We start from the raw sequence: 21,436 nt of genomic DNA, 5'->3' as shown, positions 1-21,436 counted from the left end.
GTTCTCGCACCGGCTGCATCGCTCTGCAGCCGGTGCGACGGCGTTACTGTGGACGGGTGACCGCGACCACCGGTGACCCGGCCCGATCCGGGCGCGTCGAACAACTCCTCGCCGACACCTACCGCATCGCCGACGAGGTCCTCTACCCCGCGGCCGGCGACGTCGACCACAGCAGCATTGTTCCCGACTCCCACTGGCGCGAGCTCGCCGACGCCGGGCTCTATGGACTGGTCACCGGCGATCCGCCACTCGAACTCACCACCGTTCTGGAGATCGGGGAGGTGCTCGCGAGTGGATGCCTGCCCACCGCGTTCACCTGCTTGCAGCACCACGGGGTGGTGATCTCGTTGGCGGGCACCGACAACGACATGCTGCAGGACCGGTATCTCGATGCGACCGTCGCCGGCCGGGTCCGGGCGGGTGTGGCCTACGCGGGTGTCGTCCCGACCCCGCCGCGGATGACGGCCACACGCACCGAGGGCGGCTGGATTCTCGACGGGTACGCACCGTTCGTCAGCGGCTGGGGCATCGTGCACATCCTGCAGATCTCGGCCCGGGATGTGCAGACCGACGACGTGATCGCGGCGATCGTCGATGTCACCCAACCGGTTCCGGGGATCGCGGTGACCCCGACCCACCTGTCGGTGTGCAACGCAACGCGGACGGTGTTCCTGAGAGTGGAGGGATTGCGGGTCGACGACGCCGACATCGTCTCTCGCGTCAGCCTCGAGCGATTCTTCGCCACCCAGATCACCGGCTTACGCATCAACGGCACCCTTCCGTTCGGCATCCTGCGTCGTGCCACCGCCCTGCTCGAACGCGGCAGCGAGGTGAAAGCCGCTCGGACGCTTCGGGAACGGGCCGGCGAGGTCCGCGCGCGCCTCGACAACGCGCTCGGCGCCGGTGACCCCGGGCCGATGATCGACGCGCGCGCCGACGCCGCCCGTCTCGCCGTCGACGCCGCCGCCGCGCTGGTCTCCGCCGACGGTGGCCGCGCCCTGCTGTCCGGCAACGACGCACAACGCCTGGCCCGCGAATCCATGTTCACCCTCGTCGCAGCCAGTCGCCCGCAGGTGAAAGATCTTCTGGTGCAGCGGTTCAGCGGGGGCTGATCAGCTCACCGCGCAGAGCCGTAGTCCCGCAGGAACAATGCCTCGGCCAGCGCCATGTGCTCGATCTCGGACGGGTCGACGCTCTCGTTGGGCGCATGGATCAGGCAGCGCGGTTCCTCGACCCCGAACAGCATGATCTCGGCGTCGGGAAAGGTGTTCTGCAGCACGGTACACAGCGGGATCGATCCCCCCTGCCCCTGCTGCACGACCTCGGCTCCGTAGGCGGTGCTCAACGACCGCGAAATCGCCTCGAAAGCAGGCCCATCGGTCGAACCCGAGAACGGCGCTCCGATCGCCTCACGCTCCACCGACACCCGCACATGCCACGGCGCGACGGCGTGCAGGTGGGCGATCAGCGCATCCTGGGCGGCCGCCGGATCCATGCCGGGTGGCACACGCAGGTTGATGCGCGCACGGGCCCGCGGGACGACCGACGCCGACGAGCCGACCACCGGTGGGCAGTCGATACCCAGCACGGTCGCCGCCGGGCGGGCCCACACCATCTCCGCGATCGATCCCGAACCGAGCACCCCGACCCCGTCGAGAACCGTTGCGTCCTTCCGGAACTGGCTCGCTCGGTAATCGATGCCCGTCCACACCTGATCGGAGTCGAGCCCGGTGACGGTGGTGTTGCCCGCATCGTCACGCAGCGTGGCCAGCATGGCTATCAGGGCGGCGAGCGCATCCGGCGCCGCACCTCCGAACATCCCGGAATGCATTGCTGAGGAGAGAGTTTCGACGCTGACGACGACGTTGGCGATTCCACGCAGACTGGTCGTCAGAGTGGGGCGGCCCACTTCGATGTTGCCGGAATCGAGGATGAGGATCGCGTCGGCGCGCAACAGGTCGGGGTTCTTGGGAACGAAATCCTCGATGCCGCCGGAGCCCTGCTCCTCGGACCCCTCACCGATGATTTTGACGTTGACGCCGAGGTCGTCGCCGATGGCCCGCAGCGCGGTCAGGTGCACGGCGATATTGCCCTTGCAGTCGGCCGCGCCGCGGCCGTACCAGCGGCCGTTGCGTTCGGTCAGCGTCCACGCCGGTGAGTCCCACGCATCGGCGTCGAGGGGCGGCTGCACATCGTGGTGGAAGTACAGCAGCACCGTCGGTGCGTCGGCCGGTCCGGGGATGTGTCCGGTCACCGCCTGCGATCCGTCGGCGGTGACGTGCGCCTCGACGTCGGATACGCCGGCCTCGGTGAAGGTCTCCTGCAGCCAGTCGACCATCCGTGCGCAGTCGGCGGGCGCGGGCGCGGCGGGGTCGTAGACCGATTCGAAGGCCACCATCTCCGCGAGATCCGTGCGCGCCCTTCCCATCAGATCGTGCACGCGGTCTGCGATCGCATCGTCGGTCACGTCGGGTCCTCTCGTCGTCGGCCGCCTCGACGCCACACGCATGCCCGCGCGGCGAGGTCGTGTCCCCAAGTTATCCCGTCGTGCGGGCGGGTGGCGCGGCGATCAGCCTTGGGCTGCGGAGTCCTCGGCGGGATCGAGGATCGGCCGTCCCGGCCTCCTCGTCGGCGGCTTCGAGTCGGCGACGACGGTCATCTGCCGTCGATACTCTGCCGGGGTCAGACCGAGTTCGGTCCGGAATCTGCTGCGCAGGGTGGCGGCCGAGCCGAATCCGCTGGCTGCGGCGATTTCGGCGAACGTGTGTCGTTGCGGCGCCACCAACAGACCCTGCGCACGGGCGATTCTCTTCTCGGAGATCAAGTCCGACAACGACTTCGACGAGTAGGTGAAATGCCGGTACAGATGACGCCGGCTGATGTTGAGTTCCCGGGCGATGTCGGCGACACCGAAGGTGGGGTCGGTGTGGCGGCGTGCGATGAGGTCGTCGACCGCCGCCCGCATCACCAGCGAATTGTCGCGGACCCGAAACAGATCTGTGCGCTGGTTGTCGAGAACGGCGCGCACGAGATCGATCGCCGCCAGTTCGACGTCGGGATCGAACGACGGCGCCTGTGTCAGCGACGAGAGGGCCAGTTCGCGCACGAACTGCGCGGTGGCCCGGCTCAGCAGGGTCTGGACGCGGACGGTTCGCCGCCCGAACTCCTCGCCCAGACTCTCGACGGGGATCACCGCCGGCTCCACAAAGGGGTACACGACGAGTTGTCCGGGACCGTACGTGGTCTGTTCCTCGCCGCGACGGATGGTGATCGACCCGGAGAAACGGGTGACCAGAACGGCAACACCGGGTTGGGAGTCGACCGTGCGTCGGTGATCTCGGTGTCGTCCATCCTGTTCGAACACACCCGGCGCGACGAGCGCACAGTACGCATGCAGGTGACGCAAGGGCCGCGCCGCGAGAACGAGATCGAAGGTCCTCGCGTCGCCGACGACTCGCGCGCACCCGAGTGTCGACGCGCCCGCCCGCCCACGCAGACGTACCGCATCGCCCGCGTCGTCACCCGCAAGTCCGACCTCGCGTCGCCAACGCGCCACCAGCCGCGGATCGAGTCCGGGGAGGGCGCCCGTCACGAACCCTCCCCCGGGTCACCACGTCCCGCACCATCAGTGCTCGCACGTCGGCTGTCGGCGAGCGAGCGACGGTATTCGTTCGGAGTGACGGCGAATGCCGCACGGAATCGATTGCGCAAGGTCGCCGCTGATGTGAAGCCAGATGCGGCGGCGATCGAATCCAGGCCCGCACCCTCGCGGTAGGCCAGCAGTTCGCGCACGCGTTCCAGGCGGCGCGTCGCGATCATCGTGGCCGGCGAGTCATCGGTGTCGCCGAAGTAGCGATACAGATGTCGCCGACTCATGTGCAGGGTCTTCGCGATCGTCTCCGCGCTGAACTCCGGATCTCGGAAATGATGATCGATCAATGCCCGCGTGGCCTCGCGCACGTACACCGGGTCGGTGCAGACGCGGTCGGACTGATCGGCCTGCCTGCGGGCGAGTATCGCCCGGACGAGGTCGATCACGGCCAGTTCCGTGTCGGGGTCCACATCGGCACCGCGTGCGGCGACGTCGACCGCGAAGTTGCGAATGAACGCCGCAGCCGCACAGGCCAACGGCGTCCCGGTGACCACGGGAGCGATCGGGACGCCGACGAAGTCGCTGCCCAGTGATTCGACGGGAATCCAGACACCTGCGAGATCGGCGACCTCCTCGGAGGTCTGCTGGTACGGCTCGTTGTTGTCGAAGATCACGATGTGCGCGGGCGCCCGATAGGGGTGGCTGCTGCCGGCCTGGGTGAAGGTGCCCCCACCGGGCATCGACTGTGTGCCGACCACGACATAGGGCGATGGGTACTCGGCGATGATCTCCGGGGTGCGCGTCATGGTGGACGGGGTCCGGATCAGCGCGTAGACCAACATCCCGGGCAGGGGTCGCCAGAAGGCGATCTCGTCGAACCCGCCCGGATCGTCGGTGGTGATCTGCAGTGCCGGGATGTAGTTGGCGATTCCCTCGGCGCCGCTGCGCCGGATGTAGCGCGTCGGGTTGGCACCGAGGAGGTCGTCGGCGCCGATCCGCGCCAGCCACGACTGCACCGCGGCCGGTGCCAGCCCCTCGGACTCGGGCTCAGCCGACCCTTCGCGCGTCGTCACCGTTCCCGCCTCTCTCCCGTCGCTGCATCCCACAGCGCAGCCCAGTGGTGCGCGGGCGGTCCTTGCCGTGACTCTTGACCAGCCTCGGCACACGGAGCGTCATGGCGATATCCAACCGCACCACCACGAGCTTTCTCCACCAGCGTGGAACCGTGGAAAGGGAACTCTCACATACCCCTCACGGCCCGTCTCGGACCGGGGCGCAGCACAGGCGCGAAGCGCCGAAAGCGCAGGTGAGAAGCGCGGAATCCGGCAGGCTCCCCCGAACGGATGACGGTGCGCGGCACCTTGTCAACCGACCACGACATCGGACCGACGGCGCAGCGAAAGTGCCACAACATGGCACGAATTGTCCGATTATTGTCCCGGATTGATGCACGAATTCACGGAACTCGACAAGTCATGAGGGTGGGTGAGGCCTTTTAGGTGGCCGTCTGTTCGGTGGTCGTCTTTTCGGCGGTCGTCTTTTCGGCGGTCGTCTTTTCGGCGGTCGTCTTTTCGGTAGCCGGCGCGTCGGCGTCCGCCGGTGTGTCAGCGTCCGAGACGGCGGTATCAGGGCCTGCTGCACCGGAATCTGCGGCGTCGGAACCAGCAGCACTGTCGCTCGCATAGGACTCGGCGAAGGACACGCGCGGGGTGGTGGCCGCGTGGAATGCGGCCAGACCCGCGAAGAACAGTGTCGCGAGCGCGAAGAGGACCGCGAGGAACAACGCCGCCCAGTGCACGATCGTCAACGCCAGACCGTCACCGCGTGTCGCCAACGCACCGGCGGCCGAGAGGACCGCCGCGAGCAGACACCACACGGCGCTGCGAACCCGCGGCGACACCGTCGAGACGTAGAACAGTCGCTGATAGAGCGAGGTCTCGTACTCCTCGACCGCGGCCAGTCGCACCGCATCCCCGGCGGCCAGGGCACGTAATTCACCCGCCAACGACGCGCCGCGTCGTAACTGTTCTGTTTCCCGATCGCGGTAGCGGACGAAGGCAATGCCCGCGACGACCACGGCCAGCAATCCGATCCCCGCCATGACTCCCCAGTACTCCACGCCCACACGCTACCGCCGTCGCACTCGGCGACGTGCGTCAGGTCACAGCCGCCCGGTTCCGTCGGCAACCACGTCCCACCCCGGATACGACGACGGACCCCGCCGCGTGGGCAGGGTCCGTCGTTGTGATCGGTGGAGCCGAGGACCAGGCTGTCGCCCTCGCTTCCACCGGCTATCGGGGCGCTCAGGCCACCTGTGCCTGCCACATCCAGTGCAATTGCTCGAGCTTCGAGGCGAAGCCGATGAGCAGATCCTGGGTGACCGGGTCGGCGTCCTCGGTGACGTCGATGCGCTCGCGCAGACCGGCGATGACGGCCTTGAGATTCTCGACGATCGAGACGACGACGTCGGCGTCCTTGGTCCAGCCTTCTCCGAATCCCTTGGTACCGGCGGTCTTGGCGACGGTCTCCGCGCGCCCATCCGGGCTGACGCCGATGGCTGTGGCACGCTCGGCGGCCGCGTCGGTGAATTCGCGAGCGACACTGACGAGTTCGTCGAGTTCGAGGTGCACCGACCGGAACTGGGCGCCGACGACGTTCCAGTGGGCTTGCTTGGCGATCAGCGACAGATCGATCAGATCGACGAGGGTCTCCTGGAGGGCCTTGCCGGTGATCTCCTTCTGCTCATCACTCAGGGTGCTGGTGATGGGGGTGGATAGTGCAGTCATGGTGTGACTCCTTCCTGTGGTGCGGTTGCCTGGCTGTGGCCGGCAATGCGCGGTGGTGCGGTGGGTCGTGGCGTCCTTAGACGCGGACCGTCAGAGTGTGATCGATGTTGCCCTTGGTGGCCTTGGAGTACGGGCAGAAGGCGTGGGCCTTCTCGGCGAGTTCCTTGGCCTTCGTCTCGTCGAGGCCCGGCAGGTAGGTCTCGATGTCGACGACGAGCCCGAAACCGCCGTCGGACTCGTCCTTGCCGATACCGACGGTCACGGTGACGGTGGCGTCGTCGGGGGCCGGTGTACCGGCCTGCTTGGAGGTGGCGCGCAGGGCCCCGAGGAAGCAGGCGGCATAGCCGGCGGAGAACAGCTCCTCGGGGTTGCTGCCGTCGCCGCTGCCACCGAGTTCCTTCGGCGGACGCAGTTCGAGGTCGATCTGACCACTCGCGGAGACCACTTCTCCGTCGCGGCCACCGCCACTGGCCTTGGACGAGATGCTGTATGCGGGTTCGATTGCCATGATGTCTCCTCGGTTGTCGGCCGTCCGTGGACGGCTGTTGGACGTACTGGATCGAGCGGATTGCCGGTTGTTGTCGAACTACCTTGCTCTGCAACCATTCTCGACGACTCTTCGTTCCCGAAGCGGTGAATTCGGCGAGAATTCCCGGCGTCGGGTCACGGCCCCTCGGGTTCGGTTGCCACCGACGCCGTGCTGCGGCATCTCGGGCACAGTCCCCAGAAGGTGATCTCGGCTTCCTCGACGAGGTAGCCGTGATCGTGGTCGGGGTTCAGACACGGCGCTGCGCCGACGACGCAGTCGACGTCGGTGATCTCCCCACAAACCCGGCACACCAGGTGGTGATGGTTGTCGCCGGTCCGGGTCTCGTAGCGGACGGCCGAACCCGCGGGTTCGATCCGTCGCAGCAACCCCTTGTCGGCGCACGTCCCCAACACGTCGTACACCGTCTGGGTCGATACGCCGCCGAGGTGCTCCCGCACATGGTCGGCCACGACGTCGGCGGTCGAATGCGGGTGCCCGTGGACGAACTGCAGCACCGCGACCCGCGGTGCGGTGACGCGCATGCCCGCTCCGCGCAGCTGCTGATGCAGCTGCGCGGGGGTGACGTCATCGATCTCGGGCATGACTCCAGTGTAGCCTTTTTCTGGAGTAAATCCAACTATTGGATCAACTCCAAATTAATGCAGGTATGCCTAACCTTTCCGGGTACGGCCCGCTCGGATGGCGGGTCGGCCGAAGCTGTCGTATCGTCTTCTGCACGAGATCGTGTGTAGCAATCGGCAAGAAGCCGATTGTTCGCGTCCGTCGGCCACTCCTCTCTCACGCGGCCGGCGTCGAAAAGCGCACACCGTCTCATCACCACCGAGAGAGTCACACCATGAGCGACACGACGACCACCGTCGACATCCACGCGTCTGCCATCCGTACCGATCCCACCCACATCCCGGCCACCCCGATGGCCGAACTCGCCCGGGAATCACGGATGGGCGGGGCGGGCATCGAGACCACCGACCGCGAGGTCCGCCAGATCTCCCTGGCCGATTTCGCCACCCGCCGCGCCGAGATCACCGAGCAACTCTGGTCGGCCGCAACTGATATCGGTTTCTTCCAGATCGTCGACCACGGCATCGACATGTCCGTGGTGAACCATGCGTTCGCCATGTCCGAACAGTTCTTCGCACTGCCGCGGGAGATCAAGGAGCGCTATCCACTCAAGAAGGGGCAGAACGCGGGCTGGGAGTTCATGACCCAGGTCCGGCCGTCGGTGGGTACCCCGGATCAGAAGGAGTCCTACCAGTTCACCCGCCCGCGTATGGACGGTTTGTGGCCCACCGAGGACGAGCTCACCGGATTCCGCAGTACCCTCGACGATTTCGAGTCGCGGTGCCGGCAGATCGCCATGGACCTGCTCGGCTGCTTCGCCGACAAGCTCGGCTTCGATCGCGAGTTCTTCACCCGCGCACACGATCCGGCCGTCGAGACCTATCAGAGCACCCTGCGGCTGTTGCACTATTATCCCTTCCCCGACGAGTTGCTCGACGAGCCCAACATCTGGCGGGCCGGCGCGCACACCGATTTCGACGTGCTGACCCTGCTGTTCCAGCGATCGGGACAGGGCGGCCTGCAGGTGCTGCCGGGAGCCGAAACCGACAGCCAGGCATGGACTCCCGTCGAGCCCTCGGACGAGGCCATCACCTGCAATATCGGTGACATGCTGATGCGCTGGTCCGACGACGCCCTGCCGTCGAACTTTCATCGCGTGCGCGCACCGCGACGCGGGGAGTACCGGGGCCCGCGCTACACCATCGCCTACTTCGCGCAGGCCAACACCGACGTGCTGATCGAGAGTGCCGCGGGCAAGTACCCGCCGATCACTGCCGCCGACTATATCGCCCAACGTCTTTCGGCCAACTTCGACGCCACGAAGGGTCGTCGATGACCACCCCGAACGGATCACCTGACGGCGACCGGGCGTTCACCGACGTCACCGTCCGTGTAGGCGGCACGTGGGTCGCCCACCAGGATGTGTACGTGGCCGCCGGGGCGGTCAGCGCGATCACCGACACCACCGCGTCCCCCGACACCGGACCGCCCGCGGTACTCATCCCCGGCTTCGTCAACACCCACACCCATCTGCAGCAGTCGCTGATGCGCGGAATCGCCGAGTGCACACCACTTCTGGAGTGGCTCTTGGCCATCGGCGAGCAGTCGGTGGCCATCACACCGCAGCGCGCGTATCTCGCGGCCGTGGCCGCCTGTCTGGAGAGTCTCCGGTCGGGCACGACGACCGTCGTCGAGCACATGTGGCCCCATCCGTCGGATGAGGTCCACGGTGCGGTGATCCAGGCGTTGCGCGACACCGGGATTCGTGCCCTACTCGGGCGGGGCGTCGCCGATCGGGGGGACGCGACCCGCAAGTGGGGCTTCGAGCCGCGGCTCATGCAACCCCTCGACGAGGTCCTCGACCACATCGATCACCTACGGGCACAGGTCGACGGATCGACGATCTCGATCGCCCTCGCGGTCCCGAATCCGCGATCGCTCACCGAGCCCGGCATGACGACACTGCGCGAGTTCGCCCAGGAACGTGACCTGTCGGTCTCCATCCATCTGCTGGAAACTCCGACCGACGATGTGATGTGCCGTGAGCACGCCGGTGTCGGTGCCGTCGACTACCTCGATCGCGGGGGTTTCCTCTGGGATCGGGTGCTCGCGGTGCACTGTGTCGAACTCGACGAGTACGGGCAGGCGTTGCTCGCCGACCGCGGTGTGGCGATCTCGCACAACCCGTTGTCCAACATGCGACTCGGCAGTGGCGTCGCGCCGGTGCCTGCGATGCTCGATCGCGGCCTCGCTGTGGGGCTCGGTGTCGACGGCGCGGCAAGCAACGACACCCAGGACATGCTCGAGACGCTGCGCATCGGCGCCTATGTACAGCGGGCGGTGCATCGGCGCGCGGATCTGATGGACAACGCCACGATGCTCGACATCGCCTGCGGCGGCGCCAACGTCGCGCTCGGACTCCCCGAATCGATCGGCGGCGTCGCCGTCGGTGCCCCCGCCGACCTGACGCTCCTGCGCTTCGACCGGGACTACGCCACACTCCCCGTCCGCGATCCGGGCGCCTCGCTGCTGACCACCGGCTCCCCGCGTCTGGTGGACACGGTGATGGTCGACGGCGAGGTAGTCGTCGCCGACGGTCGCAGCACGCGCATCGACGAGGCTGAGTTCACCAAAGAGCTGATCGCCGCGACCGCCGGGTGACCGGTGGCTGCGGGCGCGGTGAGTTCCCTACCGGGCCCGCAGCATTCGCGTCGGGCGCATCCGGGTCGACTCGGGCAGCCAGCGGTCGACGACACGGCGCAGGGTCATGACCGCCGACACCAGCAGCAACGCGAACTGAATCCATCCGAGGACCACGGTCCCCGACCACAGGCTCGGATAGCGGAAGAACAGATCGAGTCCCACCGGGATACACATCAGGTTCAGGACGACGATCGTGAGGAAGAAGTTGCGGCAGTTGCGGCTGTGATGGGTGACCGCGGCCCGGAGGAACAGATATGCGCCGAGAAGGAACAGCACCGTGATGATCAACCCGGCGACCGGCAGCACCGACGCGAAGGTGTCGATCTGACCGGCGTTGGGTTGCCCCTTGGGCGTGGCCACGGCGTCGGCGAGCATCCGATCACGGAGAAGATCTCTGATCGCTCCGAGGTTGATCGCCCCGTACACGACGCACACCAGCCCGGCCGCGGCCGCTCCCCAGAAGGCCACCCGGGCGTGGAGTGCCAACGCGGCCGGGGCGGGCCCGGGCGCGTTGGGCGGCTTCGGGTACAGGTTGGCCCGGTCCCGGTCGGCCGAGGTCCGCTGCAGTTCGGCGAGGTCCTGCGCGTCGAGCTCGGCCTGCGACGGCCTGCGGTCGGGGTCCTCCGACGTGGGATCGATCATGGTCGCATTGTGACACTCGTCGCGTCGACGCGACGGCGCACCTGTTCAGGGAGCACGGCGAGAGGGATACCGCGCGGCCGGCCGACGAACACCGGACTCACCGGCCGATCTTGAGCATGTGACCGACCGTCGCCTGCCACAACGTGCCGTCGGCGGCGATGGTGCCCGTCAGTTCCAGCGGCTCGTCGATCGGCGCGGTGCCGACCTGCCGTGTGACCACCCGCCGGCCGGTGGCGAAGTCGCTCGCGATGTAGTCGACCGGCCCGCTCTGTTGGATGGCCCCCGGCACATACGGTCCGTATCCGAGGCCGTGGATGAGGCCGTCGGGGCGGGAGAGCTTCGGCAACGACGCGAGGCGGTCGTTGTTCTCCCAGACGCGGTGACACCCGTGCGCCGTCACGTCGATGCGGGTCGACCCGCCGACGAAGCCCGCGGTCGCCGGGATCGACGGCCCCGACACCGCCATCGGCGGGTACTGGTAGCCATAGGTGCTGGGGATGACCAGTGAGTCACCCCACGCCATCGGCGAGTTCTCGGTGCCCTGACCGGACGCGCCGAAGGCAGGCATCGTGCACACGAGCCGCCCGGTGTCGCTGTCTCGCACGATCAGCGACGGGCGGTGCGCTGCGTTGTCCACGATCGCCACCCAGCCGTCGCCGCCGGGACCGAAATACGTTGGCGTCGTGCCTGATCCCCACGTGAGCTGGCCGGGTTTGCGTGCCGGGCCGCGGTCGTAGGCCTGCCGCCAGATCGTGTGCGGCGCAGCACCCGGGGTCGCCCACATCTCGTACAGCGCGTGGGTGGTGAGCACCGAGACCCCACCGGGGCGGACGCTGAGTCCGTTGCCGAGGTCCTCGCCGGGCGGCAGGTGCACCGAGTGCACCCGACGGTCGGTGTCGACGGTCCCGATCACGCCGTGGGTGGTCGCAAACCAGATGCGGCCCAGCCCATCCGGCGCCAGGCCGGTGATCGAGTCACCGGCGGGGATGTGCCCGGACACGTCGATCCGGTCGTCGACGTACACCTGCCACCCGCGCGCGGTGCGCCGGTGGGCGACGAAGAGGATCGCGTTCGAGCCGTCGGCGACGACCACCCGGTCATGGCCGTCGAGGTAGCCGTACACACCGCCGAGCAATCCGCCCTTGGCCAGTTGCACCGACGCCAGCGGTGCGGCGGTCGCCGGATCGAACAGCGTCACCGACGGCACGGCGAACCCGCCGGCAGACCCGCCTCCAGGCACCCCGATGTATCTGGTGCACAACGAGACCGGCATGCCGTCACTGCCGATGAAGGTCGCCGCGCACGCGGCTCCCGGTACCGACGACGCGAGCAGTCGGGCGCCGCGGCCGGGTCCGCGGTGGGGAGTGGAGTCGGTGGACTCGAGGTCCCCGTGCATCAACGATGTGCCGACGGGACCGAGGATCGGCGGCCCCGGATCGGGCGGCGGGTCCGCCGCCGCGCGACCGGCGCCGGCGACCACCATGCCGGTGATCAGCGCGACGACCGCCGCCGCCCGAATCCGTCGGCCCGTCATGTCACCTGGTGAGTTCGGTGAGGAGGAAATTCGTCGCCGGCAACAGTGTGGTGAGCATCGGCAGCGCGTGGTTCACCACCAGTCCCGGGAAGATCGGCGGGAGGGTGTTGGTGACCATGGACACGGTGGCGCCCTGCGCTTTCCAGTCCCGATACAGCTGGGCGACCTGGTCATACGGGATGACGTCGTCATTGATACCGCCCTCGAGCAACACCGGGGCGTTGGGCTTGAGCTTCCCGATCAGCTGGTCACCGACGATCTTGCGGACCTGCGGATCGGCGTTGACGATTGCCGACAGCGGTTGCCCGCTGCGGGTCCAGGAGTTGGTTCGCTGGAATCCGTAGGACAGGATCGTGTCACCGATGCATTGCGTCGACAACCGTTGCAGCGCAGTGTGTCCGGCTGCATTGGTCTGCCGGTCGACGACGGTCTTGAGCGCCGGGTACCGGGCTTCGAGGCCGTTGATCGCGTAGCCGATGGCACCGGAGATCGCGGTGCCGTCGATGCGGTCGATCACCTTCGACAGATCCGCGGGCGGGGCGCCGGCATAGGTGGCCTTGACGTTGAGGTCGGGCGCGTAGGTCGAGGCGAGCTCGGCCGCCGATGCCGCCGCACCACCACCTTGCGAGTAGCCGGAGAACGCGACCGGTGAATTCGCCGGTGCCCCGGCGATCTTCAGCGCTGCGCGCGCGGCGTCGAGCATGGCGTGGCCGGATTCGAGTCGATTGACGTAGGTGTGGATACCGGGTGTGCCCATCCCGATGTAGTCGGTGATCGCCACGCGCACACCGTTGATGAGCAGCAGGTTCATCTCCAGACCCGAGTAGTTCATCGCGATCGACGGCTTGCTCGGATCGATCGCCAACGGGAACGACATGAGCTTCGACCCGGCGCACTGATCACCCTGCCCGACGGTGCCGGGGCCGAGCACGACGGTCGGTCGTGGCCCCTTGCCGCGCCACGGTGCGGTCGGTTCGACTACCGTTCCGGTCACCGCGGCCGGCGAGCCGTCCTGGTATTCCGAGGTGTACATGACGCGCTTGGCGGTACCCGGCCACTGGTTCGGGATGCCGGGGATCTGCAGCAGCAGCGGTGACGGCTCGCTGCGGATGATCGATCCCGGTGCGCTCGCGAAGTGCGCGGGCGGTGTGTAGAAGTCGGCGGCCTGGGCCGACGGTGCTGCCAGGCTCGCTCCGGTGGCGGCCAGCGCGCCGGCGGTGAGCACCGCCGCACCCCGAATCCCCCAGGTTCGTCGTGATGAGTTCAATCCCCGAATTCGTCTCATGGCTAGGTAAGCTACCGCACAGTAACCTCGCGGGGTAGAGCCCGGTCACCCTCAGATCACGAGGCCGAGCACCGACACCACGATCAGTCCGGTCACCGACAGGATCGTCTCCATTGCCGACCAGGTCTTGAAGGTCTGCCCGACGCTCATCCCGAAATACTCCTTGACCAGCCAGAATCCCGCGTCGTTGACGTGTGAGAGAAAGACCGAGCCGGCGCCGATCGCCAGAACCACCAGCGACACCTGACCCGAACTCAGCCCGTCGACGAGTCCGAGCATCAACGACGACGCGGTGATGGTGGCGACGGTGGCCGATCCGGTGGCGACGCGGATGAGCGCGGCGAGCACCCAGCCGAGCAGGATGACCGAGATGTTCGCGGCCGACGCCCAGTCGGCGAGCAGGGTGCCGATGCCGGTGTCGACAAGGACCTGTTTGAATCCGCCACCGGCCGAGACGATCAACAGGATGCCCGCGATCGGCGGCAGCGACGATCCCACACAGGACGACAGGGTGTCGCGGGTCATGCCCGAGCGCCGCCCGAGGGTGAACATCGCGACGACGACGGCGATCAGCAGTGCGACCAATGGCGTACCGAGCACGTCGAGAATCTTGCGGAGCCATTGACCGTCATCGTCGACGATGATCTCGGCGATGGCCTTGCCGAGCATCAGCACCACCGGCAACAGGACCGTCGCCAGGGTGATGCCGAATCCCGGGCCCTTCGGCGACCGCGCCGAAGGTATTGCGCCGGAGTCTGATTCGCCCTCTGCCGGGGAGCTCTCGGAGTGGGCGCCGACGGTTCCCGGGTCGGCGTCGAAGGTACGGGGTGCGTCGAGGACGACCCACCGCCCGGCCAGCGTGCCGAACAGCGGACCGGCGACGATGATGGTCGGGATCGCCACGGCCACACCGAGAGCCAAGGTCAGACCGAGGTCGGCGTGCAGCGCGTCGATGGCGACGAGCGGCCCGGGATGCGGCGGGACGAAGCCGTGCATGGCCGAAAGTCCGGCGAGCGCCGGGATACCGATCGGGATCAGGCCGAGGCCCGAGCGCCGGGCGACGAGGTAGATGACCGGCATCAACAACACCAGGCCGATCTCGAAGAACATCGGCAGACCGATGACCGCACCCACGAGGGCCATCGCCCATGGCAGCATCCGCGGCCCGGCGTGGCCGACGATGGTGTCGACGATCTCGTCGGCACCACCGGAGTCGGCGAGCAGTTTGGCGAACATCGCTCCGAGCACGATGAGGATGCCCACCCCGGCCGCGGTGGATCCGAAGCCCGAGGTGAACGAGTCGATGACCTTCGGAACCGATTCGCCGGCAACGATTCCCACGGTGGCAGCACCGGCGATCAGCGCGAGGAAGGGATGAACCTTGGCCCACGTGATGAGGGCGACGATGACGGCGATGCCCGCGAGTGCGGCGACGACGAGATGCCAGCCGGAGCCGACCGGGTCGGGCAGTTTCGTGTCGGCGGCGAGGGCGGTGAGCGTGTTCATCGGGTGCCTCCGGTGGCATCGGTGATCAGTGGCGCGGCGACGATGCGGTCGATGATGACGTCGATGGGCTGGTCGACATCGACGATCACTCCACGCTCGTCGGATCCGAGCGGCTCCAGGATGTCGAACTGGGAGTGCAGCAGCGATGCCGGCATGAAGTGCCCGGGTCGAGACGCCTGCCGCCGCGCGATCACCTCGAGCGGCCCGTCGAGGTGGACGAAGACCGTGTCCGGGCGGTGGCTGCGCAAGCGGTCGCGGTAGGCACGCTTGAGCGCCGAACAGCTCATCACCCCGCCGTCGCCGTGCTCACCGAGCCAGTCCCCGATGAGGTCGAGCCACGGCTGCCGGTCGACGTCGGTCAGGGCGTGACCGGCCGTCATCTTGTCGATGTTCGACTGCGGATGAAAGTCGTCGGCGTCCGCGAACGGCACCCGCAGGCGCTGCGCCAACGCGGCGCCGACCGTCGACTTCCCCGATCCGGATACTCCCATGACCACCACCGGTGACCCCATGCCCGCTCCTCTGCTGCTGTGCTACTGGTCACATAGACTGCCTCAAAGGTATGACTATTGCAAGTGAATGCCGGGAATCATCGGCCTTTACCGGCCTCAGCGCGATGAACAGCGGAGCTGAGCGACTCCTCCACGCAAATGAGAAGATGATTGGGTGACCGAGACCACTGCCCCCACCGATCGGCACGAACAGGTGCTCACCGAACTCGGGGTGCGCATCGCCTCCGGCGATCTGCCCGAGGGTGCGGTGGTGACCCTCGACGGGATCGGAACCGAGTTCGCGGTCTCCCGCACCCTGGCCCGCGAGGTGATCCGCGTGCTCGAGTCGATGGGACTCGTCGCGTCCCGGCGACGCGTGGGGATCACCGTGCAGCCCCGAACCCGCTGGAGCGTGTTCGACCCGCGACTGATCCGGTGGCGCCTCGACGGCGCCGATCGCGCCGCCTTCCTGCTGACGCTGTCCGAACTACGCCGGGGTATCGAGCCCGCCGCGGCCGCGCTGGCCGCCCAGCGCGCCGACGAACACCAGTGCCGCGTACTCGCCGCCGCGGCCTCCGACATGGCCGTGCACGGGCGGACCGGAGACCTCGACGCCTACCTGTTGGCCGACAAGATCTTTCACCGCGGCCTCCTCGAGGCCAGCGGCAACGAGATGTTCCGGGCACTGACCGGGGTGGTCGGCGAGGTCCTCGCCGGCCGTACCCATCACGGCATGATGCCGGCGCGGCCCAATCCCGCGGCCATCGCGCTGCACGACGACGTCGCCCGCGCAATCCGGCTCGGCGAACCCGACACCGCCGAGAACGCCATGCGCGCGATCATCGACGAGGCAGCACAAGCGGTCGCCGACGAGCGCAGCTGATCAGCCCGCCACATATCTTGGGCGCGTCGCCCTTTCGGGCGTCAGGAATTCCGGCCGTCAGGAATTCCAGGCGTCAGGCGAAGCGCACGTTCATCGTCGCCAGCCCGAAGATCTTGCGGCCGCCGGACTTCGCGACGATGATGACCACGCCGCTGCGGGTCTCGGCGTCGAGAGACTTGATCCGCCCACTGAATTCGATGTCGCCACCCTCGGCGGCCGAGACCACCGCCACCTGCGACAGGCGCACCGAATAGCGGGTCACCGCACCGGGATCGCCCGACCAGGCGGAGACAAAACCCGCGCCGAGACCCATGGTCAGCATGCCGTGCGCGATGACGTCGGGCAGCCCGGCCAGCTTCGCGATCGACTCGTCCCAGTGAATCGGGTTGCCGTCACCGGACACCCCCGCGTAATTCACCAGATCGCCGCGTGACAGCCGGGCGTGACGCGTCGGCAGTTCGTCGCCGACGGAGAGGTCCTCGAACCGTAACGATCCCGGATCGCGATCGGCACCGCCGGTGGAAATGCGTTGTTCCCCTTCGGGTCGCACCGTCTTGCGATACTCCGCATCCGACTGTTCGGCGGAGAGCATGTTGACGTCGTGCACCATGATGCTGCGCACCGCGTCGGAGATCCCCGGGTCGACCTCGTCGGCGGTCACCCCGACCACGGTGGTGTGCATGGTGTGCACCACCGCGCCGTGGGCGTCGGTGAAGGTGTTGGTGACGGTGATAAGGTCACGGCCGGCCACCCGCCGGACCGAGGACAACTCGACGTCGGTGGTCAGTTCGTCACCGGCGACGATCGGCCGGTGCTGCTCGAAGACCTGCTCGGTCTGCACATAGGTCTCGTAGCCGACGACGACCGACTCGAACAGGTCGCGGTTGGCGGCCATCGCCGGGATCGAGGTGAAGGTCAGCGGCGTCACCACACCCGAATATCCCAGTTGCGCAGCGGCTTTCTCGTCACGGTGCGCGGGGTGATAATCCTGCACCGCACGCGCGTACTCGCGCACCTTCTCGCGACCGACCAGGTACGGCTCGTCGATCACGTAGTAATGCCCCAGCCGCGAGTCGAGGGACGGGGAGTCGGGTGCGGACATGGCGCAACGCCTTACGGTCGAAGGGGTGAGGGAATGATCGTGCGCCCGCTACGGGACGAGAAGTTCGGCGATCTGGATCGTGTTGAGCGCCGCGCCCTTACGGAGGTTGTCGCCCGAGACGAACAATGCCAGACCCCGCCCGTCCGGGGCACCCGGATCCGCACGGATGCGACCGACCAGCGAGTTGTCGCGGCCGGCGGCGGCCAGCGGCGTCGGAACGTCGACGACCTCGACTCCCGCTGCACCGGCGAGGATCTCCCTCGCGCGCTGCGGCGAGAGCGGCTCGGCGAACTCGGCATTGATCGACAGCGAGTGCCCGGTGAACACCGGCACTCGCACGCACGTACCACTCACCAGTAATTCGGGCAGTCCGAGGATCTTGCGGGATTCGTTGCGCAGCTTCTGATCCTCGTCGGTCTCCCCCGACCCGTCGTCCACCAACGCCCCGGCCAGTGCGATCACGTCGAAGGCGATCGGCGCGACGTACTTGTCGGGCGCCGGGAACTCGACGGACGATCCGTCGTAGACCAGCTTTTCGACGTCGTCGATCACCGCGCGCGACTGCGACGCCAGTTCCTCGACGCCGGCCAGGCCGCTACCCGACACCGCCTGATACGACGAGACGATCAGCCGTTGCAGACCCGCAGCATCGTGCAGCGGTTTGAGCACCGGCATCGCAGCCATGGTGGTGCAGTTGGGGTTGGCGATGATGCCCTTGAGCGGGTTCTTGGCGAGTTCGCCGTTGACCTCCGAAACCACCAGCGGCACATCGGGATCCTTGCGCCAGGCGGAGCTGTTGTCGATGACGGTCACCCCGGCGGCGGCAAAGCGCGGCGCTTGCTCGCGCGACATCGTCGCCCCCGCGGAGAAGAGCGCGATGTCGAGTCCCGACGGATCCGCGGTCGCGGCGTCCTCCACGACGATCTCGCCGTCACCCCACGGCAGCTTCTTGCCCGCCGAGCGCGACGACGCGAAGAACCGCACCGAATCGGCGGGGAACTTGCGCTCCGCCAACAGGGTTCGCATGACGCCGCCGACCTGACCGGTGGCCCCGACGACTCCGATGGAAAGTCCCATGTCCCTTACCGCCCCGTTCCCGCGTAGACGACGGCTTCCTCGTCGCCACCGAGATCGAACGCGGCGTGCAGCGCGCGCACCGCGTCGTCGAGTTCGGTGTCGCGGCACAGCACCGAGATCCGGATCTCGGAGGTGGAGATGAGTTCGATGTTGATGCCGGCCTCGCTCAACGCCTCACAGAAGGTGGCGGTGACGCCGGGATGGCTCTTCATGCCCGCGCCGACCAGCGACACCTTGCCGATGTGATCGTCGTAGAGGACCTCGGTGAACCCGATCTCCTGCTGCAGCTTGGTCAACTTCTCCACGCCGAGCGGCCCGAGCTCACGCGGCAGGGTGAAGGTGATGTCGGTCTTGCCGGTGTCGACCTTGGAGATGTTCTGCAACACCATGTCGATGTTGATCTCGGCGTCGGCGACCGCGCGGAACACCTTGGCGGCGTAGCCCGGCCGGTCCTCGAGTCCGACGACGGTGATCTTGGCCTCGCTGCGATCGTGCGCGACGCCGGTGAGAATCGCTTCTTCCACGGGGATGTCCTCCATCGATCCGGCCACCATCGTGCCGGGTTTGGTCGAGTACGACGAGCGCACGTGAACGGGAACGTTGTATCGGCGGGCGTATTCCACGCACCGCAGCATCAGGACCTTGGCGCCGCACGCGGCCATCTCCAGCATCTCCTCGAAGGAGACGGTCTCGAGCCGCCGGGCGTCGGGCACGATGCGCGGATCGGCGGTGTAGACGCCGTCGACGTCGGTGTAGATCTCACAGACGTCGGCCTCCAACGCCGCGGCGAGCGCGACGGCGGTGGTGTCCGAGCCGCCGCGGCCCAGCGTGGTGATGTCCTTGGTGTCCTGCGAGACGCCCTGGAAGCCGGCGACCAGCACGATCTTGCCCTCGTCGAGCGCCGCGCGGACGCGCCCCGGCGTGACGTCGATGATCTTGGCCGATCCGTGGCTGCTGGTGGTGATCACCCCGGCCTGCGAGCCGGTGAACGACTGCGCCTGCGCGCCGAGCGAACTGATCGCCATTGCCACCAGCGCGTTGGAGATGCGCTCACCGGAGGTCAGCAACATGTCCATCTCGCGGGCCGGAGGCGCCGGATTGACCTGCTGGGCCAGATCGAGCAGCTCATCGGTCGTGTCACCCATCGCGGAGACGACCACGACGACGTCGTTGCCCTGCTTCTTGGTTTCGACGATGCGCTCGGCGACACGACGAATCCGCTCGGCCGAGGCGACCGAGGATCCGCCATATTTCTGCACCACGAGTGCCACGTCGGCTGCCCTCCTGCAAGGTGTGTCGATGCGTTGTTTGCCGGGACAACCTTACCGGCGGCCCTCGTGCACCTCGCAGCCGCCGCTCGGCGCCCCGCCCAGATCGCACTTTCCACAGGTCGCGCTTTCCACAGGTCGCTGACCTACCATCTCTGCGTGTCCACCACGAGTGCCGTCGGCCGCGACGCGCGCACACCCGACCCCGGCGAACCAACGCACGCGTCGGCGGCGAGCGCGCTGCCCACCCCCGAGTGGCGGTCATGGCTCGCGCCGATCGGCATCTTCCTGCTGATTCGTGCCGTCGGGATTCTCGTGCTGGCCCGGTTCGACGCGCTGCGCGGCTCGTCGCTGCGGGAGTCGTTGTCGGCGTGGGACGGCAAATGGATGCTCGCGATCGCCGAACACGGATACGACGGTGTGCCCGTCGAGCTCACCGACGCCCGCGGCTACCACACCGCCGACACCGCCTTCGCCTTCTTTCCCGGCTATCCGTATGCCGTGGGCGCACTCGCCCACCTTCCGTTCCTGAGCCCGTTCGGTGCGGCAGTACTACTGAATCTGGTGCTCGGATGTGTGGCCGCGGTGGGGGCAGCGCGGTTGGGTGTGCTGTGCGTGGAGCGGATGGCCGGGCGGACACCGATGCTCGCCGCTCTCGACCACACCGACGCGGGTGACTCGTATGCCCGGCGCGTCGGGCTCTATCTCGTCGCGATCTTCGCCGCGACCCCGATGTCGGTGGTCCTCAACATGGCCTACACCGAGACGCTGTTCTGTGCGCTGAGCATCTGGGCTCTGGTCGGTGTGCTGCAGCGGCGGTGGGTGCTCGCCGGGATCTGCGCGTGCCTGGTCGGGACGGTGCGTCCGACCGCAGTGGTCGTCATCGGGGTGGTGATGCTGGCCGCGCTGATCGACGTGTTTGGCCGGTCTGAGTCACCGTGGTCGATGTGGACGGCCGCCCGCGCCTGGTTCGCGGTGGTCCTCAGCCCGCTCGGCTACCTCGGTTACCTGGCCGTGGTGTGGGCCCAGACCGGCTCGCCGACAGGGTGGTTCACGATCCAGACCCAGGGCTGGGACACCCGCTTCGATTGGGGCGTGGCGGCATTCACCTTCGTCAACGATCAACTGGTGAACTCCGGCGAGGTGGCACCGGTCGCGACGTCGTGGATCATCGTCGCGACGCTGGTGATGGTGGTGGTGGCGCTGTGGGCTCGGCTGCCGTGGCCGGTCCTGACCTACGGCGTTCTGGTCACCGCGTCGATCGTGGCGTCGAGTGGTCTCATGATGAGTCGGCCCCGGCTGCTGTTGCCCGCGTTCGTGCTGCTCCTGCCGCTGGCCATCGTCCTCGCCCGGGCCCGCCCGGCGATCGGGGTGGCCGTGATGGTGCCGATCGTGTTGGCCAGTTCATGGTTCGGGGCCCACATGCTGACGGTGTACCCGCACGCCATGTAGGTCC

At 67.7% G+C, this 21,436-nt stretch carries 20 protein-coding genes; 5 read left to right on the top strand and 15 right to left on the bottom strand.

What is annotated here, in order from left to right; genetic code table 11:
• Nucleotides 1-56: 56 nt before the first annotated feature.
• On the top strand, nt 57-1,112 hold the full coding sequence (locus P3L18_RS02590; RefSeq protein WP_276113159.1) for an acyl-CoA dehydrogenase family protein: 1,056 nt from the start codon (nt 57-59) through the stop codon (nt 1,110-1,112).
• A gap of 5 nt (nt 1,113-1,117) precedes the next feature.
• Here the strand turns inward: P3L18_RS02590 and P3L18_RS02585 are convergent, their stop codons facing one another.
• The 7 genes from P3L18_RS02585 to P3L18_RS02555 all read right to left on the bottom strand — a co-directional run bounded on the left by P3L18_RS02585 (nt 1,118) and on the right by P3L18_RS02555 (nt 7,509).
• Nucleotides 1,118-2,467: a dipeptidase gene (locus P3L18_RS02585; RefSeq protein ID WP_079931989.1), complete on the bottom strand. Its 1,350-nt coding sequence runs from the start codon at nt 2,465-2,467 to the stop codon at nt 1,118-1,120.
• Nucleotides 2,468-2,569: 102 nt separating this feature from the next.
• Nucleotides 2,570-3,592, bottom strand: coding sequence for a helix-turn-helix domain-containing protein (locus tag P3L18_RS02580; protein WP_276113158.1), 1,023 nt, complete (start codon nt 3,590-3,592; stop codon nt 2,570-2,572).
• A complete protein-coding gene (locus P3L18_RS02575; RefSeq protein ID WP_276113157.1) occupies nt 3,589-4,665 on the bottom strand; it encodes a helix-turn-helix domain-containing protein in 1,077 nt (358 codons plus the stop codon). The genes P3L18_RS02580 and P3L18_RS02575 overlap by 4 nt, the downstream gene beginning before the upstream one ends.
• 422 nt (nt 4,666-5,087) lie before the next feature.
• Nucleotides 5,088-5,717, bottom strand: coding sequence for a histidine kinase (locus P3L18_RS02570; protein ID WP_276113156.1), 630 nt, complete (start codon nt 5,715-5,717; stop codon nt 5,088-5,090).
• Nucleotides 5,718-5,895: 178 nt separating this feature from the next.
• A complete protein-coding gene (locus P3L18_RS02565; RefSeq protein ID WP_079931986.1) occupies nt 5,896-6,378 on the bottom strand; it encodes a DNA starvation/stationary phase protection protein in 483 nt (160 codons plus the stop codon).
• A 76-nt stretch (nt 6,379-6,454) separates the two neighbouring features.
• Entirely contained in the window at nt 6,455-6,886 is a 432-nt protein-coding gene (locus P3L18_RS02560) for an organic hydroperoxide resistance protein (protein ID WP_079931985.1), read from the bottom strand.
• Nucleotides 6,887-7,041: 155 nt separating this feature from the next.
• Complete coding sequence (locus P3L18_RS02555; protein WP_276113155.1) at nt 7,042-7,509, bottom strand: Fur family transcriptional regulator; 468 nt, start codon at nt 7,507-7,509, stop codon at nt 7,042-7,044.
• Between the two features lie 254 nt (nt 7,510-7,763).
• Between P3L18_RS02555 and P3L18_RS02550 the strand changes: the two genes are divergently transcribed.
• Nucleotides 7,764-8,825 (top strand): 2OG-Fe(II) oxygenase family protein, encoded by a 1,062-nt coding sequence (locus tag P3L18_RS02550; protein WP_079931983.1) that lies wholly within the window; start codon nt 7,764-7,766, stop codon nt 8,823-8,825.
• Nucleotides 8,822-10,150 (top strand): amidohydrolase family protein, encoded by a 1,329-nt coding sequence (locus P3L18_RS02545; protein ID WP_079931982.1) that lies wholly within the window; start codon nt 8,822-8,824, stop codon nt 10,148-10,150. Before P3L18_RS02550 ends, P3L18_RS02545 begins: the two co-directional genes overlap by 4 nt.
• 27 nt (nt 10,151-10,177) lie before the next feature.
• On the opposite strand, the gene P3L18_RS02540 is transcribed toward P3L18_RS02545, so the two are convergent.
• The 5 genes from P3L18_RS02540 to P3L18_RS02520 all read right to left on the bottom strand — a co-directional run bounded on the left by P3L18_RS02540 (nt 10,178) and on the right by P3L18_RS02520 (nt 15,671).
• Complete coding sequence (locus P3L18_RS02540) at nt 10,178-10,834, bottom strand: hypothetical protein (protein WP_276113154.1); 657 nt, start codon at nt 10,832-10,834, stop codon at nt 10,178-10,180.
• Between the two features lie 97 nt (nt 10,835-10,931).
• A complete protein-coding gene (locus P3L18_RS02535) occupies nt 10,932-12,368 on the bottom strand; it encodes a hypothetical protein (RefSeq protein WP_276113153.1) in 1,437 nt (478 codons plus the stop codon).
• A gap of 1 nt (nt 12,369) precedes the next feature.
• A complete protein-coding gene (locus P3L18_RS02530; protein ID WP_172398913.1) occupies nt 12,370-13,653 on the bottom strand; it encodes a lipase family protein in 1,284 nt (427 codons plus the stop codon).
• Nucleotides 13,654-13,704: 51 nt separating this feature from the next.
• Entirely contained in the window at nt 13,705-15,159 is a 1,455-nt protein-coding gene (locus P3L18_RS02525) for a gluconate:H+ symporter (RefSeq protein WP_276113152.1), read from the bottom strand.
• Nucleotides 15,156-15,671, bottom strand: a complete 516-nt coding sequence (locus P3L18_RS02520) for a gluconokinase (protein WP_006369525.1) — start codon at nt 15,669-15,671, stop codon at nt 15,156-15,158. The genes P3L18_RS02525 and P3L18_RS02520 overlap by 4 nt, the downstream gene beginning before the upstream one ends.
• A 154-nt stretch (nt 15,672-15,825) precedes the next feature.
• Here P3L18_RS02520 and P3L18_RS02515 point away from each other — a divergent pair, with 154 nt between their 5' ends.
• Nucleotides 15,826-16,533 (top strand): FCD domain-containing protein, encoded by a 708-nt coding sequence (locus P3L18_RS02515; RefSeq protein WP_014358718.1) that lies wholly within the window; start codon nt 15,826-15,828, stop codon nt 16,531-16,533.
• A gap of 73 nt (nt 16,534-16,606) precedes the next feature.
• Here the strand turns inward: P3L18_RS02515 and P3L18_RS02510 are convergent, their stop codons facing one another.
• Genes P3L18_RS02510 through P3L18_RS02500 form a run of 3 tightly spaced genes read right to left on the bottom strand, consistent with a single transcriptional unit; the run spans nt 16,607 to nt 19,983 of the window.
• Nucleotides 16,607-17,635 (bottom strand): fused (3R)-hydroxyacyl-ACP dehydratase subunits HadA/HadB, encoded by a 1,029-nt coding sequence (locus tag P3L18_RS02510; RefSeq protein WP_276113151.1) that lies wholly within the window; start codon nt 17,633-17,635, stop codon nt 16,607-16,609.
• A gap of 48 nt (nt 17,636-17,683) precedes the next feature.
• A complete protein-coding gene (locus P3L18_RS02505) occupies nt 17,684-18,712 on the bottom strand; it encodes an aspartate-semialdehyde dehydrogenase (RefSeq protein WP_276113150.1) in 1,029 nt (342 codons plus the stop codon).
• Between the two features lie 5 nt (nt 18,713-18,717).
• A complete protein-coding gene (locus tag P3L18_RS02500; RefSeq protein WP_006369521.1) occupies nt 18,718-19,983 on the bottom strand; it encodes an aspartate kinase in 1,266 nt (421 codons plus the stop codon).
• 156 nt (nt 19,984-20,139) lie between these two features.
• On the opposite strand from P3L18_RS02500, the gene P3L18_RS02495 reads away from it, so the two are divergent.
• The gene (locus tag P3L18_RS02495) at nt 20,140-21,432 is read left to right on the top strand and encodes a hypothetical protein (protein WP_276113149.1); all 1,293 of its coding nucleotides are present in this window, start codon (nt 20,140-20,142) and stop codon (nt 21,430-21,432) included.
• Nucleotides 21,433-21,436: the final 4 nt, after the last annotated feature.

It is taken from the genome of Gordonia sp. N1V, assembly GCF_029269935.1.
GTDB classification, from domain to species: Bacteria; Actinomycetota; Actinomycetes; order Mycobacteriales; family Mycobacteriaceae; genus Gordonia; species Gordonia polyisoprenivorans.
This window is presented reverse-complemented; position numbering and strand designations above follow the sequence as displayed.